Genomic DNA, 16,854 nt, shown 5'->3' with positions numbered 1-16,854 from the left:
TGATAACACGCGTAGAAAAATCATGTAATATATTTGCAACAATTACACCAATTGTTTTCGTGGATCTCTGCTTTAAACTCCAAGCAATAATATTAGGTTGATATCCTAATTCTTTGATTGCAGCGTCTACACGCTCTTTCGTTTTTACACTCATATAATCAAAACGTTTATTCAAAAATTGCGACACAGTGCTTTTTGAAACACCTGCATAAGTAGCTACATCGGTGATAGTTACTTTTTTCATAAAGCACCTCTCCTTTTGAACTAAATCGATTTACTAAACCGATTTAGTTGTATTATATATGAATTTTAAATCGTTTACAAGTGGCGTTATGATGAACCTTCAAAAACACATAATCGCACGAGCAAGCTCATAGATATAAGTAATAAACTATCCTACTGAGAGCAAAGTGGCTCAACTTATTCGTTTTAACAAAAACCGTATGTCCATTTTAAATTACTCTTTAATAAGGGAGCTGTTGGTATGGAAGATTCAATTGGAATTACAGAAGAGGAAATCAGACGTTATTATGTGCTTCAACAGGAGAAAAAGGAAATAGAGTATGAGATGAAAGAGTTGAAAAAGCATTTCCATCAGGCTCTAGATGCTTCTGTTGGAGAAAATCAAAAAGGAGAAATGAAGCGAGGGGACTATTTAGCTCAGCGACAAATTCGTACTTCAACACAATACGAACAAGTTTGTACCGTAAGTAAATTGGAGGATATGCAGTTAGCAGATTTTATTATTATAGAAAAACGACCAGATACCGATAAGCTAGAAGCTGCTATCAAACTAGGATTAGTAGATGGCGAAGCATTTGAAGATTGTAAACATACAAAGGTAAACCAAGCTATCACTGTTAAAAAGCTTCGTTAAAAGAGAGCTTCAATAACATGAACAGTGAAACCAGACGGAAAAGTGCCCGTGGTTTCACTGTTTTATCATTAGAAAAGCTTGGTTTATACGTTAACTCTTAGTTGGTTATTTCCCTCTTTTATTCCTACGCTCAAAAGGAAAGCTTTTTAATAGAATTTTGATCGCATAGCAACCTTACACCAGTCTATACGCAAGATATATGACATATCCTTTCATTTCATTTGCTCCACTAAAATTCTGTTGTATGATAGAATCATAAGCAAGTTTAGATGCTTTCCTATACTACATAGAAAATAAGCTAATCAGCCTGCATATGAAACGAATCATACTCGATCTACATTTAATGCTATCTTAATTTGAAAGTTTGAAAGAAGGTGATTTTTTGCAAATAAATCGTTTACCTATCCTTATTCTAGTAATGGGTGTCTTATATATTTTTATCATCCCGGAGGAACCTCTTGTTTTCAAACTTTTTTTCAAGTTAATCCCAATGGCACTCATTATTTTTTATGCTGCTTACTCCCTGCCTAAGCAGAAAACCAAATCGCATTGGCTCATTCTTATTGGTCTATTTTTTTGCTCTATTGGGGACGGAACCATACACTGGTTCATCGTTGGTCTCACATCCTTTTTGATTGGACACTTATTCTATCTATCTGGCTTTATCTATCAATGGAAATTTTCCATTTGGCGTGTCGCCTCTGTTATTCCTATAGGGATTTATGCTTGGATCATTGGTAGTGACTTGATTCAGGCCGTAGCACGCTCAGAAAACACCTACCTCGTAATACCTGTAATCATTTACATGACGGCAATCGCCAGCATGGCATGGTTTGCCATTATGTCAGGAAATATTTTTGCTAGTATTGGCAGTATTCTATTCGTTATTTCTGACTCTATTTTGGCATGGAACATGTTTGTTTCGCCAATTAACAATGAACATATATTCGTTATGATTACGTATTACACCGCCCAATTTTTCATTGCTCACAGTCTGAGGAACTTTGGTAAAAAGCATCCACGAACTGTCTGGTAAACAAGGGATTGCCTTATACATCACAATCATTTAAACCCCCTTTGAATCAGACCCTTAGATATGTACTACCTATTGATAGGAAATGAAAAAAACTCCACTGATTGAAGATTCGCTTTATAAACAAGCGTAATTTGTTCAAGCTTGCAGAAAACACGATTTGTTTTCCTGCAAGCTTTTTTCACTATAAGACTTAAAGTACTGAAAAACAAAGGCTTTCCCCATAAAACTTTGCTCTCACCAAGTTGTTTAATCCCCTATTTACGACAAATAGCAAATTGTTTTAGACATAAATACGCCTTAAGTCGTACTCCATATTATTTCTTTAGCCTGTTACTTCCTATGTATAACAAGTATACAATCATAACTATAGCCCCTAGTCGTGAATGATGAAGGAACAAAGGCTCGGGGCGCCCGTTTAGCAACGTAGCGACTGGAACGAATCAACTAAAGTTTTAGGAATCATGCTCCTGCAACAGGAGTATGCCGGCGCCCTCCGACAAGCCCGTCTTTAGTCGGCCTTCCTATTTAGAACGAACCGATGATGACTTAGCTTAGGGCGATTTCGTGAAGTCGCCTAGTTGCTGGGCGCTGGAGCCGGACGTGGCTAAATAACTTAGTAAGTTTATCCACAGAGTAAAATTTTGTAATTTCCTAGACAGTCAAAAAATCTTAGTAGAAATACATAAGCCAAGGAGGTGAAGTCATGAAAAAAGCGCTTATTACATCTGGTTTTGTTGCGGCATGCTTATCGGCGATAGTGCTCACTATTTTCAAACCAAAACGGCAAAATAGGAATCTTATTCGAACAACCTAACAACTATGGAGGTAACATAATGACAAGCGCAGCATTAGAATTAGTTCATTTGAAAAAAACCATCGGCAAAAAGGAAATTATTAAAGACCTTTCCTTATCGATTGAACCTGGAGAAGTATTTGGTTTCATTGGACCAAATGGCGCTGGGAAAACGACAACAATACGTATGATCGTCGGTTTAATTAGCATTACAGAAGGTGATGTACTCATTCAAGGGAAAAGTTCCAAAACAAATTTCAAAGACGCTATTAACGAAGTTGGAGCTATTGTGGAAAACCCAGAAATGTACCCATTCATGAGTGGATGGCAAAACGTAAAACATTATGCCCGTATGATGCCAAGAGTAACGAAAGAACGTATGCAAGAAGTAATTGAATTAATGGGGCTTGAAAAAGCCATTCACGAAAAAGTAGGGAAGTATTCATTAGGAATGCGCCAACGTTTAGGGATAGCTCAAGCCCTCCTACATAAACCATCCGTTTTAATACTGGATGAACCTACGAACGGTTTAGACCCTGCTGGAATTCGTGAAATGCGTGACCATATTCGTCATTTAGCTAAAGAACAAAACGTTGCTATTATTATTTCCAGTCATTTACTTTCCGAAATTGAACAAATGTGTGATCGCATTGGAATTATTAAAAATGGAGAGCTTATAACGCTTCAACAAGTTGGAGAAACAGAAAATGATAATCCGCTCCATCATTTACAAGTAACTCCTATGAACCGAGCAAAACAAATATTACATGAACATCTTCAATTAGAGGTAACAGCGTTGGATGGGCGTCTATCATTTCGTTGCCAAAAAGAATCCGTTCCAAACATCATTAGCAAGCTGGTTGAAAACCATTGCGCTATCTATGAACTTACAACAGCACATAATTCATTAGAGGATCAATTCTTTGAACTGATTGGAGAGAATACCATTGAGTAGCATGTTAAAACTTATCCATAATGAACAAATAAAAATATATACAAAAAAATCAACCTGGCTTATGTATCTTATCTTAGCGGGGTTAATTTTCACATTCGCATTTAGTGTCCATTATTATGGTCCACCAAACGAAGAATACCAAGTTGACAACTGGCAACAAGTCTTGCAGGAAAAAAATCAAAACTTAGAACAGGAGATGCAAGAAGACGAATTTGCAAGAAGCAATAATCCTTATATTATTGAAAAAAACAACTATTATTTAGAGAACAATATGCAACCACCCGCATATGATGCTTGGAAATTTACAGGGGAAAATGCAGAATTGCTCACGTTTGTCAGTTTATTAGCTATTATTGTCGCTGCTGGAATTGTTGCTAACGAATTTCGTTGGGGTACCATTAAACTATTACTTATTCGTCCGATAAAGCGAAGTGGTATATTGCTCTCTAAATATATAGCTGTATTGTTATTCGCTTTATATACTGTAGCATTTCTATTTATAACCGCATGGCTCATTGGTGCCATTTTCTTTGGGGTGAACGACATAGACACAAGGCTTGTAATAAGCGCTAAAGACGGCTTCACGTCCATTCCGGTCATCAAAGATATATTTATGAATTACAGTTTTCAACTCGTCGATCTTGTTATGATGACTACGTTAGCATTTATGATTTCGACAGTGTTTCGTAATAGCTCATTAGCAATTGGAATTGCATTGTTTTTACTCATGGGTGGGGCTTCTATTGTTCAAATGCTTGCCGATAAGGACTGGGTAAGATACATCTTGTTTGCCAACACTGATTTGAGACAATATATAGCCGGCAACTCCCCCCTTACAGAAGATATGACATTAGGATTTTCAGTTACCGTTTTAATCGTCTATTATGTTATTTTTATCGTAACTTCATGGGTCGTATTTATAAAACGCGACGTTGCAGGACAATAGTTTTTTAGAAAAATTTGGCTTGTCGCCAAGTCTTATAACGAAAGCTGTAGTTTCTCTTATACTATAAACCTTAAAACTTTATACTTTCCTATAGTACCTGTAAACGGAGGGGATGCCCCCTCCTTATTTTTGTTTGAAAGTAGTCATTGTGTACACTATCCGTTCTTTCCCTCTTTCTTTTTTGGAACAAATCTACGTGTTACAAATAAATGAATCGTTTACATGACAATAATGAAAGGTAGATGTAAGAAAAAACATGTAAAAATTCCCTGGTACTTATGGTACTATTAGCTTACTCACTAGTTGATACGACATTCTTCTGAAAGGATGATAAGCAGATGAAGAAATTGATTATGACCCCTTTTGTATTTTTTGCAGGTTTAGCAATTATGATGATTGTTTTTATCGCTAAAAAATGGACAAACGTAACAAGTAAAAAGCAATAACTGTTGTGAAAATATAGGAAAAACCATTCCTTTCGCCATAAAGACTTGGTAATACAGGCTAAGTTTTTCTATTATATATGAATTAACGGAGGTTAAAGAAATGACTGTAGCAGCAATGGAGTTAGTCAATCTGAAAAAATCAATTGGCAACAAAGACATCATTAAGGGCCTATCCTTTTCAATAAATCGAGGTGAAGTATTTGGATTTATTGGACCAAACGGAGCTGGAAAAACAACGACCATTCGCATGATGGTTGGGTTGATTAATATATCTGAAGGCGATGTACTCATTCAAGGACATAGTATAAAAAAAGATTTTAAACAGGCTGTACGTGAAGTCGGTGCCATTGTTGAAAATCCGGAAATGTATCCATTTATGACAGGGTGGCAAAATTTAAAACATTATGCGCGTATGATGCCAGGTGTAACGGAAGAGCGTATGCTTGAAGTAGTTAAGTTAATGGGTATGGAAAAAGCAATCAAAGAAAAGGTTGGTAGATATTCTTTAGGAATGCGCCAACGTCTTGGAATCGCGCAAGCTCTCTTACACAAGCCGTCTATTTTAATTTTAGATGAACCGACAAATGGCTTAGACCCTGCTGGAATTAGAGAAATGCGCGCGCATATTCGCCATCTTGCCCAAGAAGGAAATGTGGCTGTTATTGTATCTAGTCACCTACTTTCCGAAATTGAACAAATGTGTGACCGCATCGGTGTGATTAAAAATGGCGAAATGGTTACACTACAGCAAGTTGGCGCTCAAGATAATGAGAATCTCGTTCACCAATTAACGGTTACACCAACTACGAAGGCAAAACAATTAATCCAAGAAGAATTCGCTTTACAAGTAGTAGAACAAGATGGAATACTATCTTTTCATTGTAAAAAAGAGCAGATGCCAGCAGTTATTAAAAGCTTAGTAGAAAACAACTGCTCCATTTATGAGGCGAATGTTGTAAATGGAACCTTAGAGGACCAATTCTTTGAACTGATTGGAGAGAACACCATTGAGTAGACTTTTTAAATTAATCCAGAATGAACAAGCAAAAATATATATTCGAAAATCGACTTGGATTATGTATATCATATTATTTGGAATTATCATTGCTGGTGCTTTTTTAACCGATAAATTCTCTGATTTAAATGAGGATTACCAAGGTGACGACTGGCGTGAAGTGCTTCAAGAAGAAAACAAAGATCTGCAAAAAGAAATGGAAAAAGATGAATATGCAGCATCTATGAACCCAGAAACAATTGCCAAAAACAATTATTATTTAGAAAACGATATACAGCCCGCTCCTTATGGTGTATGGAATTTTGTGGGGGAAAATTCGGGATTAATGATGTTAGTTAGCTTATTAACTATTATTGTAGCAGGTGGCATTATCGCCAATGAATTCCGCTGGGGTTCAATTAAATTACTACTTATTCGCCCTATTAGTAGAAGCGGAATATTATTATCCAAGTATTTAGCAACACTCCTATTTGGCTTATATACAACCATCTTTTTACTTATTATATCTTGGATTGTTGGGGCTATCTTCTTTGGTGTTGGAGATATGAACCCTGAAATTGTTAAACAAGCAGCAGATGGATTTACTTCTGTGTCGCTATTAGAAGAGACTTTCACGCAATATGGGTATCAATTAGTGCCACTTATCATGATGGCAACTCTAGCGTTTATGATTTCAGCTGTATTTCGTAACAGCTCTCTAGCAATCGGTATTTCCATTTTCTTAATGATGGGTGGAAATACATTTATTGGTTTCCTAGCAAAGAAAGAATGGGCCAAATACATTCTGTTCGCTAATCTCGATTTAAGTCAATTTGCGGACGGTAAGACACCTATGGTTAAAGGACTGACCTTAGAATTTTCCATTACGATGTTAGCTATTTATTACGTCGTCTTCTTAGCAATGTCCTGGATTATATTTACAAAACGCGATGTAGCTGGACAATAATAGCTCACAATAACCTTACATTCGTAGGAAGAATTGTTCTTTCGAATGTAAGGTTTTTATAAGAAGTTGAAAGTACATCTAAAGAAAGTTGATATTTATCGCGTTTAATGATATGATTGCGTTATCAAATAAACATTCGGATCACATGTTACTAACAGGATTAGGCATGGTGGTATGATAGAGTAACCTACCATTCAGGACTCTTGATACTGCCATGTCTTTTTTACGAATAATATAACGTATCGTGCATTCGAAAATGACTTGCTTTGTGATCCGGTTAACATAATACATGAATCCTGTTTCCAATTTTTTGCGAAACGTTTTATACTTTTTACCATAGATGCAACATTCCACCATAACAACTTATAGAAGAAGGAGTTAAGCTTATGTTTAAAAAACTGTTTAAAAAATCTAAAGAACAAATTATTTATGCCCCATTAAATGGTGATATTCTTCCACTCGAAGAAGTTCCCGATCCTGTCTTTAGTCAAAAAATGATGGGGGAAGGTATCGCTATCATGCCAAACGATGGCAAACTTGTCTCTCCAATAAATGGAAAAGTGGTACAAATTCCAGATACAAAGCACGCCATTGGCCTTGTTGGCGACGATGGTACTGAAATTTTGATCCATGTCGGTTTAGAAACTGTAGCACTGAAAGGAAAAGGATTTGATGTTAAAGTTCAAGCAGGTGATACAGTAAAACTAGGCGATCTGCTAATGGATATTGATTTAGCTTATATTAAAGAACATGCATCCAGCACAGTGACACCTATTATCATTACAAATAATACGGATGGGAGTAAACAGCTTAGCTATACAGATGAAACGAAAAGTATAGCACAAGAAACCGCTCTAATAACGGTTACTTCCTAACATACAAAACAAGAGTACTGTAACTACAGCCTAGCTTCGCTCTCTATGTCCTAGGTTGCATAAATCATATAACAAAGGCGCAAGCGTCCGTTTAGCAACGTAGCGACTGGAGCGAATCAACTAAAGTTTAAGGAAGCCTGTCACTAAATCAGGAGTATGCCGACGCCCTAAGGCAAGCCCGTTTTTTAGTCGGCTTCCCTCTTTAGCACGAACCGACGGTGACGTATCATAGGGCGATTTCGTGAAGCCGCCTAGTTGCTAAGCGTTGGAGCCGGACGTGGTATTCCGTTAAATCGGTATCCCAAAGCAACAAACTTTATACTTTCTTATCATATTAGAAAAACGACCTGTCTTTTAAAGGAGATGTCTTCCGGTGAGAATCACAAAGATACTTAATAATAATGCTGTAATAGTAACAGATGGCAATCAAGAAAAAATAGCAATTGGCGCTGGGGTCGCTTTTAATAAACAAAAGAAAGATATTGTTAATCCATCCAAGATTGAAAAACTGTTTGTTGTTAAAGAAAATGAAAAATTACAAGAATTAATTATGCGTATACCGGAAGAACATCTACTTATCTCTGAAGAAATTATCGCTTATGCTGAACAGCAATTAGGAACAAGTCTAAATGAGCATATTGTGTTAGCTTTAACAGATCATCTTTCTTTTGCCATTGAACGTACGAGAGAGGGAATATACTTACAAAATAAACTATTGCAAGAAATAAAGATGATGTATCGTGAAGAATTTAATATTGGAATTTGGGCCATTGAACATGTAAAAGAGAAGTTGCAGATTGAGCTACCAATGGATGAAGCCGCATTTATAGCACTCCATGTCCACACAATGAAGATTAAAGGAGGTGATTTACATGAAACAGTAAAACAAACGGCAATTGTCAAAGATATGATTGATAGCATTCAACACAACTTAAATATTACCTTTAACGAAAACAGCCTCGCATTTGAACGGTTAATGACGCATTTACGTTTTGCCTTAAATCGAGTCCATCATTATGAAGCCCACTCATTAGATGAAGAGATGCTCGAGATGATTAAAAAGAAATTCAAACGCTCTTATCGTAGTGCGATGAACGTAGCAAAAAAAGTAGCCACAAACCATGGAATTGAATTACCCGAGGAAGAACTTGGCTACATTGCATTACACATCGAGCGGTTGAAAAAATTCCAATAACATAACTTTGCTTTTAGGGAACCTTCTAGGATTTTGAGTTCTGATCTATTTAAATTTTTCATCAAAATTTTATACTTTGTTTATTAATTGATCAGTTCTTGCTTCATAGTAAATCTTTGTTCAATTAATTGGAATGAACTTAGCAGTGATTCCACAAAATTTTCATCTGAAAATATTTTTTTCAGATGATCTGCTTGTAAATTACGGACATATCGTTTTTCCTTATAGATTCTTCTTAAAATACTTTCTAATTGATTTGGTCTGTAATCAAATTTATCCTCATCAGAAAAATACATCGAGGCCTCTACTAAGCTAGAATTAGGAGTAATTGTATAAACACCCATCATAGCAGCTTCTAATGGCGTTATTCCTAGTGTTTCATATCTAGAAGTACACAAAAAAGTTGCTTTATTACGGACTAATTTAAACAAACTGTACAATTCATTTTGTGGCAAAGTTTGAATGATAAGAAAATGTTGTTTCAAGTGTTCAGGTATTAAATTTATTAATGCTACTCTTCTCTCTCCTTTATCTTTTGGATCACCAGCTATCAAAACCTTAATAGGTATACCACTATCTAGAGATTTTACCAAAGACGTAATTAAAAACTCCAAATTCTTAAAGTAATCAATTCTTGCAACAGTCGATATGATTAGCATTTCATTTTTCTTGACTGAAATAAATTTAAAGATTTTATCCATTAAAGTTATCTCTTTAACGTTTGGTAAAGCAATAGGGGGAACTATCTTAAAGATGTTTTTCTCGTCAATCCCTTTTTTCATAATAAAGTTTTTTTGAAGTTCTGAATGCTGCAAAACAAATACATTTTCTTTTCTGTTAAGAGCTAACAAGCCTTCTTTTTGTTGCCTAGTTAGATGACAAGCCTTTTCTTTGGACTCAAACGCTATATATGATTCTGAGGCTGAATAATGATTGATAAAATCTTCTACAAAAGGCCCGTGATGTGTGACGCAGCATGGTACATGTTGAGGATGATATTTTAATAGTGTATCCGTTTGGTAGTATACGATAGGAAGGGAAAATGGTGATGACATCAACATTATTCTAGAAATTGCCGCTTCTAAAACATTTTTTATTAAAAACGTTTCTATATTAAAATTAAACTTCATTGTAATTACAATGTGATTTTTAATGTATTTTTCCTCAAGTACAGGGTAGGTTAAAGACTCATCTCTTTTATATAAAATCAATCCAGCATACCTATTATTTTTGTATAAGCAATCCATCACATTCATTGTAAACGAGGTAGCCCCTACTTTTGCAGTAAAATTCCAAGTAGAGGGAAAGTATTTTTCGTTTAAAACAATGATACCTTGAAAAGCGCCTTTTTTATACTTATTCATATTTGCACTCCCTTATATCGAGCAAATTTCATACAACCAAATATTACCAACTAAAAATTGATTTGTCAATATTCTACCAAATCAAACAAAACTTAAAACGAAAATTTGTAAACTTTCCTATAAATATATCGATTTTTCATTTATACTGTAGGAAAGGATAAAAAATCCAGTGTTTTTAATATTCAATAAAATCGGCTTGTCGCCAAGTATTGATAGCGACAAGCCACATTTCTTATTCTACAAAAGAACAGAGAGGAGTATACATATGTTTAAAAAATTGTTTCATTCTATTGGTATTGGTTCTGCACAAGTTGATGCTAAAATAGACACTGAGGACTTTAAACCTGGGGAAACGGTGGAAGGTGTCTTAGACATAGAAGGAGGCAATTCGGAACAGCGAATTGACCAAGTTTATGTAACCGTTGCAACAAATTATACGTCAGAAATAGGGGATAATGAAGATGATAATGTGCGGCATGTACTGGGACGCTTTAAGCTTACAGACGAATTTGTTATTCAAGAAGGCGAAAAGAAGTCGATCCCTTTTAGCTTCCAACTACCTGTACGTACACCAGCAACTTTAGGAAAAACAAGGGTTTGGTTGGAAACAGGCATGGATATTAAAAAAGCGCTTGATCCAAGAGATAAAGACCACATCCACGTTGATCCACACCCATTAGTTGACGCTTTCCTTGATGCCGCAGACAGCTTCGGATTGGAATTAAAAGAAGTAGAATGTGAGTTCACCCCCATCTCCTTTGGATTAAGAAAGGAGTTTCCGATAGTTCAAGAATTTGAATTTAAGCCAGAGGAGGGCAAATATAAACGGAAACTTGATGAATTAGAAGCTCTATTTTTTGTCTATGAATCAGAGGTTGTAGCCGTTATAGAAGTCGATCGGAAAATGAGAAACGAAGATCATCCGCTCGCAGAAATTTTTGATTTAGATGAAAGCAACGTTGTACTACGCTATGGATTTGATGATGTGGATGATTTGCCAGAGAAGCTAGAGGCTCTTATTGAGAAAAATCTCTAGTAATGCTAGTGCTACAACAACTCATATCGAAATAAACGATGAACATCTTAAATAAAGGTATTAGAGAGCTTTAAATCCTCTTAGACAAAGGATTCGAAGCTCTTTTTTTAAATTAGTTTTGTTTCTTCGCTGCTATAACTGGTTGTAGCTTTGAATAAGCCTCATGTCAAATCATACAATCAATGGCAATCCATACAGTACATAATGTGCGGAATAAACACAATACTTGCTTTCTTAAAGCTATACACGGTTATGTTAAGAAAATCACCAATTAACTTGACATGTATTAAACACATGTTATAACATGTACACATAACATCAAAGGAGGAATAGGCATGCAGACAAAAGAAGAAATTGTTCGCTATCTAAATTATTTGACAGACACTTGGAAATCTGTAGAAGAAAATGAGGTTGACGCTATAGAAAAAGCATCCGACCTGATCTTCCAAAGCTGTAAACAAGGTGCTCGATTTTATGTATTTGGTTCAGGTCATTCCCATATGGTAGCTGAAGAAATATATATTCGAGCTGGTGGATTAGCATATGTAAAAGGTATGTTGCCTCCAGAACTTATGTTACATGAGATGCCAAATAAAAGTACGTATTTAGAAAGACTGGATGGATATGCAAAAAGTATGTTGAACTTATACAAGGTGGATGGCAAAGATACGTTAATGGTCGTCTCAAATTCTGGCAGAAATAATGTTCCTGTAGAAATGTGTTTAGAAGCAAAAAAACTAGGTGCCAGTGTAGTTGCTCTAACATCCATGGATCATTCCACCAATGTATCCTCCAGACATGCTTCAAATAAAAAAATGTACGACATTGCAGATGTAACCATCGATAATCACGCTCCTAAAGGGGATGCAGCGTACATGATGGAAGATGTTCATACGGGGTTAGGACCAACATCTGATTTTACAAGTATCGGGATTGCCCAAGCAATCATTATAGGCGTTATTTACAAGTTAAAAGAAGCTGGTTTAGAAGTACCTGTTTTTAAAAGCTCAAACGTAGATGGCGCTGATAAATACAATGAAAAAATCTTTGATACCTACTATGGATATTGGAAATAGTGCATTTTATAATCCATTTCTTATGCATGATACAATGAAGCTATTAGATTATTGAAAAGGAATGCAATGATATGAAATCGAATGTAGCGAAATACCAAATTGTAAAACAGTATATTTTAGAGCAAATTGAAAAAAGAATTTATCAGCCGCATCAATTAATTGAATCAGAATTAGAATTAGCAGAAAAGCTTAACGTCTCTAGAATAACGGTAAGAAAAGCATTGGAAGAATTAGTGAATGAAAAAGTGTTATCTAAGAAAAAAGGAGTTGGAACATTTGTAAACCCCCTTCCTAAATATTTAGGTTTTAAGCCAGGAATAGGCTTTACTTCTGAAGCAAAAAACAGAGGGCTAACTCCTTCAACTAACTTGTTGCGGCTTGCTAAAGTAGCTGCGGAGGAAGATCAAGCTATAGATATGCAAATGCATGTAGGTGATCCATTGTGGCTTGTCGAACGAATTCGCTATGCGAATGGTGTAGCAGTGTCTTACGAGTTAGAGTATTTTGATTACCACTTAGTCGGAGAATTAACCGAAGACATTTGTAAGCAATCCATTTATGAACATTTAAAAGAAAAAGGAATCGAATACGAATATGTCGATCAAAGGATTTCAGCTCTATTAGCTGATAAAGCCTCTGCGCAGCATTTAAACGTTCCGATTGGCTCACCGCTTATTGACATAAAAAACATTGCCTATTTAAAAAATGGAAAGCCTTTTAATCTCGGCTTCGCATTGTACCAAACAAATTCATTCCATCTCATGCATACCGTGTATCGCTAGTACAAAACAAAAGCTCGGCGCCCGTTTAACAACATAGCGAGTGGAAAGCATCAACGAAAGATTTAGGAATTATGCCACTAAAACATGGGTATGCCGACGTAGGGCGGCAAGCTCGTTTTTAGTCGGCCTTCCTCTTAGTCATGAACCTTATGATAACTTCGCTTACGGTCGATTCATGAAATCGCCTAGTTGCTGGGCGTGGCTATTCCTTTATGTTGTTATACACAAGCATCTAATTTTTATATTTTCCTATAATGCAAGAGTGAAATTGAACCACACATTTTGGGTATCAAGCCTAATTCCAAAGGAGAGTTCCATATGAAAGTGATACTGCTATGTAGCGATTATGAGGAAAAACTATTCCCTTACGATAAATGGCAACCCGCTTGTTTAGAAGTTTTAAATGTTTCTAATATTATTCATCAGGTTGATTTTTTTATAAAAAATGGCATAAACCCCAAGGATATACATGTATTTTTAGGACATCAACCAAAGCAAGTCACCCATCTATTATGGAAATATTCGGGTATTCAGCTACATGGTAATTTTAACGATTCTCGAAGCTTCTTAGCTGGAATCTATCCAAGCTTAGATGAAAAAACGGTCATTGTAAAATCAGACTATGTCTTTGTTAACGAAGATCTCAAGAAAATACTACATCATCATGCCGAAGATTCCGTATTATTAACAGAGAAGAAAGAAAGCACAGAAGCCATCTGCGCCAACGTAGAAAATGATGACATTCAATATTTCTTAGGACATCCTAGGGATCATTATGTTACACATCAAGTAGCAGGGGTGTATTGTTTAAGTAAAGCGGCATTACAATATATCATTCATAGTTCAGATGGCTTCGAAAAAAGAATTTCTGGTTCCATGATTCCAGATTCGTTTTTCATTGAAAACGGATTGAATCAGTATTTGGATGATGGATCACAAATAAAATGTAAGCTGGCCGAGAATGAAGTTTTTCAACTGAGGTTTCCTTGGGACATTTTAAATGCTAATGTGTATCATTTGGATTTGCTGGTTAAGCAAATGACAGAAAATGATATTAGCCCAAGTGCAAAAATAGATAAAACAGCTTCTATTCATGGCGTTATAAAAATTGGCGAGCACTCGTATGTAGGGAAAAATGTGGTCGTAAATGGGAACCTCATCGTAGGCGATCATGTGGTCATTGATAATGGAGCCATTTTAAATGGAAACATACTCATTGGCGACCATTCTTATGTAAAGGACTACGCAAAATTGGAAGGACCAACTGTCATCGGCAAAGAGAATAAATTTGGACATAATGCAGAATTTAAAGGGGTTTCTATGAAAGGCGTTTCTGCTGTTCATTATAGCGAGATGTTTGGTGTCATCGGACGATATGTCGACATTGCAGCAGCGTGCGTAGCTGGGATTTTAAGATTTAATGATACAAAACAGCCGCACAACATGACAGGTCGGATTTACACGCCGGAGCATTCAAATGCGATTTTTATAGGAGATTATACTCGCACAGGTATTAATAACGTTTTCTTTCCAGGTGTCAAAGTTGGCAGTAATTCCGCTTTATATCCTGGGCTTAATGTAGAAAAAGACGTCGCCCATGAAACCTTAGTCATAAAGAAACAAGAAATCATTGAAAATAGATGGGATGCAAAGAGATACGGCTGGTAGAATCAACCATTAACAAGTGCATTTTTTTCAAGAAGCCGTTAAGGGCACTTTCCCCTAAACGGCTTGTAAAATCTCGATTATAATTTATGGAAGTCCGTACCTTATCTCCAGAATTCATTTACCGACAGAAAAGTGCTCCTTATACAGCATTTTACAAAAACCGATGCTTTTATCAAATTTCCCCTATTATTAACAACATTACATCATTTATCGAAAAGGCCCATAACATGTCATTTTATGATATAATGAGTTGCCTGCACGCTTGAAAACCTCGCATTATTAGTAAGTCATCATTAATTTCGTACACATTTCGCAACAAACTCTAATTATTATTTTACAAAAATTTCGATAAGGGGGAATTTTATTGGAAAATTTCACAATTTGGTCTTTCATGATTGATCTTAGCATTATTTCTGGATTACTTTTGGTCGGAACGATTTTACGAGCAAAAGTAAAATGGATTCAAGCTTTATTTCTACCTGCTAGTATGATTGCAGGATTTCTCGGACTTGCATTTGGTCCAAGTGGCTTTGGTATATTACCTTTCTCCAATCAATTTAGCGCTTATCCTGGGTTACTCATTGCTGTCATTTTTGCTGCTATCCCAATTGGCGCAGCAAAAGTACACTTATCTGAAGTGTTTCACCGCGTTCGCAATATGTTCTCTTATTCCATGATCCTTACCCTATCCATGTGGGGGATTGGTGTTCTTTTTGCATTGCTTATTTTAAATCCCATCTTTTCAGACTTACCTAGCGGGTTCGGTCTCGTCTTAGGTGCAGGGTTTTTAGGTGGACATGGTACAGCAGCAGCAATTGGCGAAGGATTAGCCCATGCTGGCTGGAAAGAAGCAATGGATTTAGCGATGACCTCTGCAACCGTAGGCATTCTCATTGCAGTATTAGGTGGACTATTTCTTATTAAGCATAGTACTGAAAAAGGAAAAACGAAATTTATTACGAGCTTTAAGGACCTTCCTACTGAGTTAAAATCTGGGCTTATACCTAAATCCAAACGTTTCCATATGGGACAAGAAACTGTGTCATCCAGTTCTATCGACCCCCTTGTACTACACTTGGCGATTATCGCCTTTGTCATTGGTGTATCCTATTGGATTACAAATATTCTGTCAGATTTAATACCATCTGTTTCCGTGCCACTATTCAGTGTTGCCTTTGTTCTGGGTTTATTGTTTCAAGCAATTAGCCGGAGAGTAAAATCAGATGAATATATTGACCAACGTGTAATGGAGCGAATTGGCGGAACAGCTACAGATTTTCTCGTCGCTTTCGGTATTGCATCAATTAACATCACTGTCGTTATCGACTACGCTTTACCGCTACTTTTCTTATTCGCCTTCGGAACAATTTGGGCATATGTATTATTCCATTTTGTTGGCCCCAATATATTTAAAGATTTTTGGTTAGAAAAATCTATTTTTGGTTGGGGATGGAGTACTGGCACTGTCGCTATGGGACTAGCTCTATTACGTATTGTCGACCCTGAACTGAAGAGTCGTACTCCAGAAGATTATGCTCTTGCTTATATTGGTGTCGCCCCTGTTGATATTATCATCGTAACCTTTGCTCCAATCTTATTTGGACTCGGATTTACTTGGGTTATCCCTCTTGTACTCCTACTTGGAGCTGCAGTAATTATTGCCATTTACAAGTATGCAGGCTGGTGGGGACAAAGTAAACATGAAAACACGCCTAGCTAATGATATGCTCCCAATATGGTAGACAGAGAAATAATAAAAACTCTTTACTACGATATTGGGGGCATTTTCTATGTCTAAAAGAAGAAGTAAACATACGTTAGATGAAAGAATCGAGGCGGTATTA

At 36.2% G+C, this 16,854-nt stretch carries 15 protein-coding genes; 13 read left to right on the top strand and 2 right to left on the bottom strand.

Annotated elements, in window-relative coordinates:
* On the bottom strand, positions 1–244 hold a 244-nt coding region (locus tag HLX49_RS14815), incomplete at its 3' end, for a LacI family DNA-binding transcriptional regulator (RefSeq protein ID WP_296362867.1).
* Between the two features lie 240 nt (positions 245–484).
* On the opposite strand from HLX49_RS14815, the gene HLX49_RS14810 reads away from it, so the two are divergent.
* The 8 genes from HLX49_RS14810 (at position 485) to HLX49_RS14775 (ending at position 9,084) form a co-directional block, all read left to right on the top strand.
* A complete protein-coding gene (locus tag HLX49_RS14810; RefSeq protein WP_296362866.1) occupies positions 485–877 on the top strand; it encodes a hypothetical protein in 393 nt (130 codons plus the stop codon).
* 382 nt (positions 878–1,259) lie between these two features.
* Complete coding sequence (locus HLX49_RS14805) at positions 1,260–1,913, top strand: lysoplasmalogenase (RefSeq protein WP_101933234.1); 654 nt, start codon at positions 1,260–1,262, stop codon at positions 1,911–1,913.
* Positions 1,914–2,746: 833 nt separating this feature from the next.
* Positions 2,747–3,661, top strand: coding sequence for an ABC transporter ATP-binding protein (locus tag HLX49_RS14800; protein ID WP_101933233.1), 915 nt, complete (start codon positions 2,747–2,749; stop codon positions 3,659–3,661).
* Position 3,662: 1 nt separating this feature from the next.
* Positions 3,663–4,607: an ABC transporter permease gene (locus HLX49_RS14795; protein ID WP_367112758.1), complete on the top strand. Its 945-nt coding sequence runs from the start codon at positions 3,663–3,665 to the stop codon at positions 4,605–4,607.
* Positions 4,608–5,153: 546 nt separating this feature from the next.
* Complete coding sequence (locus HLX49_RS14790; RefSeq protein WP_296362861.1) at positions 5,154–6,068, top strand: ABC transporter ATP-binding protein; 915 nt, start codon at positions 5,154–5,156, stop codon at positions 6,066–6,068.
* Complete coding sequence (locus HLX49_RS14785; RefSeq protein ID WP_077702214.1) at positions 6,061–7,014, top strand: ABC transporter permease; 954 nt, start codon at positions 6,061–6,063, stop codon at positions 7,012–7,014. The genes HLX49_RS14790 and HLX49_RS14785 overlap by 8 nt, the downstream gene beginning before the upstream one ends.
* Positions 7,015–7,400: 386 nt before the next feature.
* Positions 7,401–7,889, top strand: coding sequence for a PTS sugar transporter subunit IIA (locus HLX49_RS14780; protein ID WP_077702213.1), 489 nt, complete (start codon positions 7,401–7,403; stop codon positions 7,887–7,889).
* A 373-nt stretch (positions 7,890–8,262) separates the two neighbouring features.
* Positions 8,263–9,084 (top strand): PRD domain-containing protein, encoded by an 822-nt coding sequence (locus HLX49_RS14775; RefSeq protein ID WP_077702212.1) that lies wholly within the window; start codon positions 8,263–8,265, stop codon positions 9,082–9,084.
* Between the two features lie 83 nt (positions 9,085–9,167).
* Here the strand turns inward: HLX49_RS14775 and HLX49_RS14770 are convergent, their stop codons facing one another.
* The gene (locus tag HLX49_RS14770; protein ID WP_077702211.1) at positions 9,168–10,448 is read right to left on the bottom strand and encodes a glycosyltransferase; all 1,281 of its coding nucleotides are present in this window, start codon (positions 10,446–10,448) and stop codon (positions 9,168–9,170) included.
* Between the two features lie 265 nt (positions 10,449–10,713).
* On the opposite strand from HLX49_RS14770, the gene HLX49_RS14765 reads away from it, so the two are divergent.
* The 5 genes from HLX49_RS14765 (at position 10,714) to HLX49_RS14745 (ending at position 16,730) form a co-directional block, all read left to right on the top strand.
* On the top strand, positions 10,714–11,484 hold the full coding sequence (locus HLX49_RS14765) for a sporulation protein (protein ID WP_296362854.1): 771 nt from the start codon (positions 10,714–10,716) through the stop codon (positions 11,482–11,484).
* Between the two features lie 335 nt (positions 11,485–11,819).
* Positions 11,820–12,560: an SIS domain-containing protein gene (locus HLX49_RS14760; RefSeq protein WP_296362851.1), complete on the top strand. Its 741-nt coding sequence runs from the start codon at positions 11,820–11,822 to the stop codon at positions 12,558–12,560.
* Positions 12,561–12,631: 71 nt separating this feature from the next.
* On the top strand, positions 12,632–13,342 hold the full coding sequence (locus tag HLX49_RS14755; RefSeq protein WP_296362849.1) for a GntR family transcriptional regulator: 711 nt from the start codon (positions 12,632–12,634) through the stop codon (positions 13,340–13,342).
* Between the two features lie 318 nt (positions 13,343–13,660).
* Positions 13,661–15,010, top strand: coding sequence for a glycosyltransferase (locus HLX49_RS14750; RefSeq protein WP_296362847.1), 1,350 nt, complete (start codon positions 13,661–13,663; stop codon positions 15,008–15,010).
* 364 nt (positions 15,011–15,374) lie between these two features.
* Positions 15,375–16,730 (top strand): sodium/glutamate symporter, encoded by a 1,356-nt coding sequence (locus tag HLX49_RS14745; protein WP_077702206.1) that lies wholly within the window; start codon positions 15,375–15,377, stop codon positions 16,728–16,730.
* Positions 16,731–16,854: the final 124 nt, after the last annotated feature.

Origin of the sequence: Virgibacillus sp., assembly GCF_013393565.1 — a bacterium.
Classification (GTDB): Bacteria; Bacillota; Bacilli; order Bacillales; family Amphibacillaceae; genus Virgibacillus; species Virgibacillus dokdonensis.
Note: the sequence above shows the minus strand (reverse complement) of the source record. Positions and strands in the feature narration are given on the sequence as shown.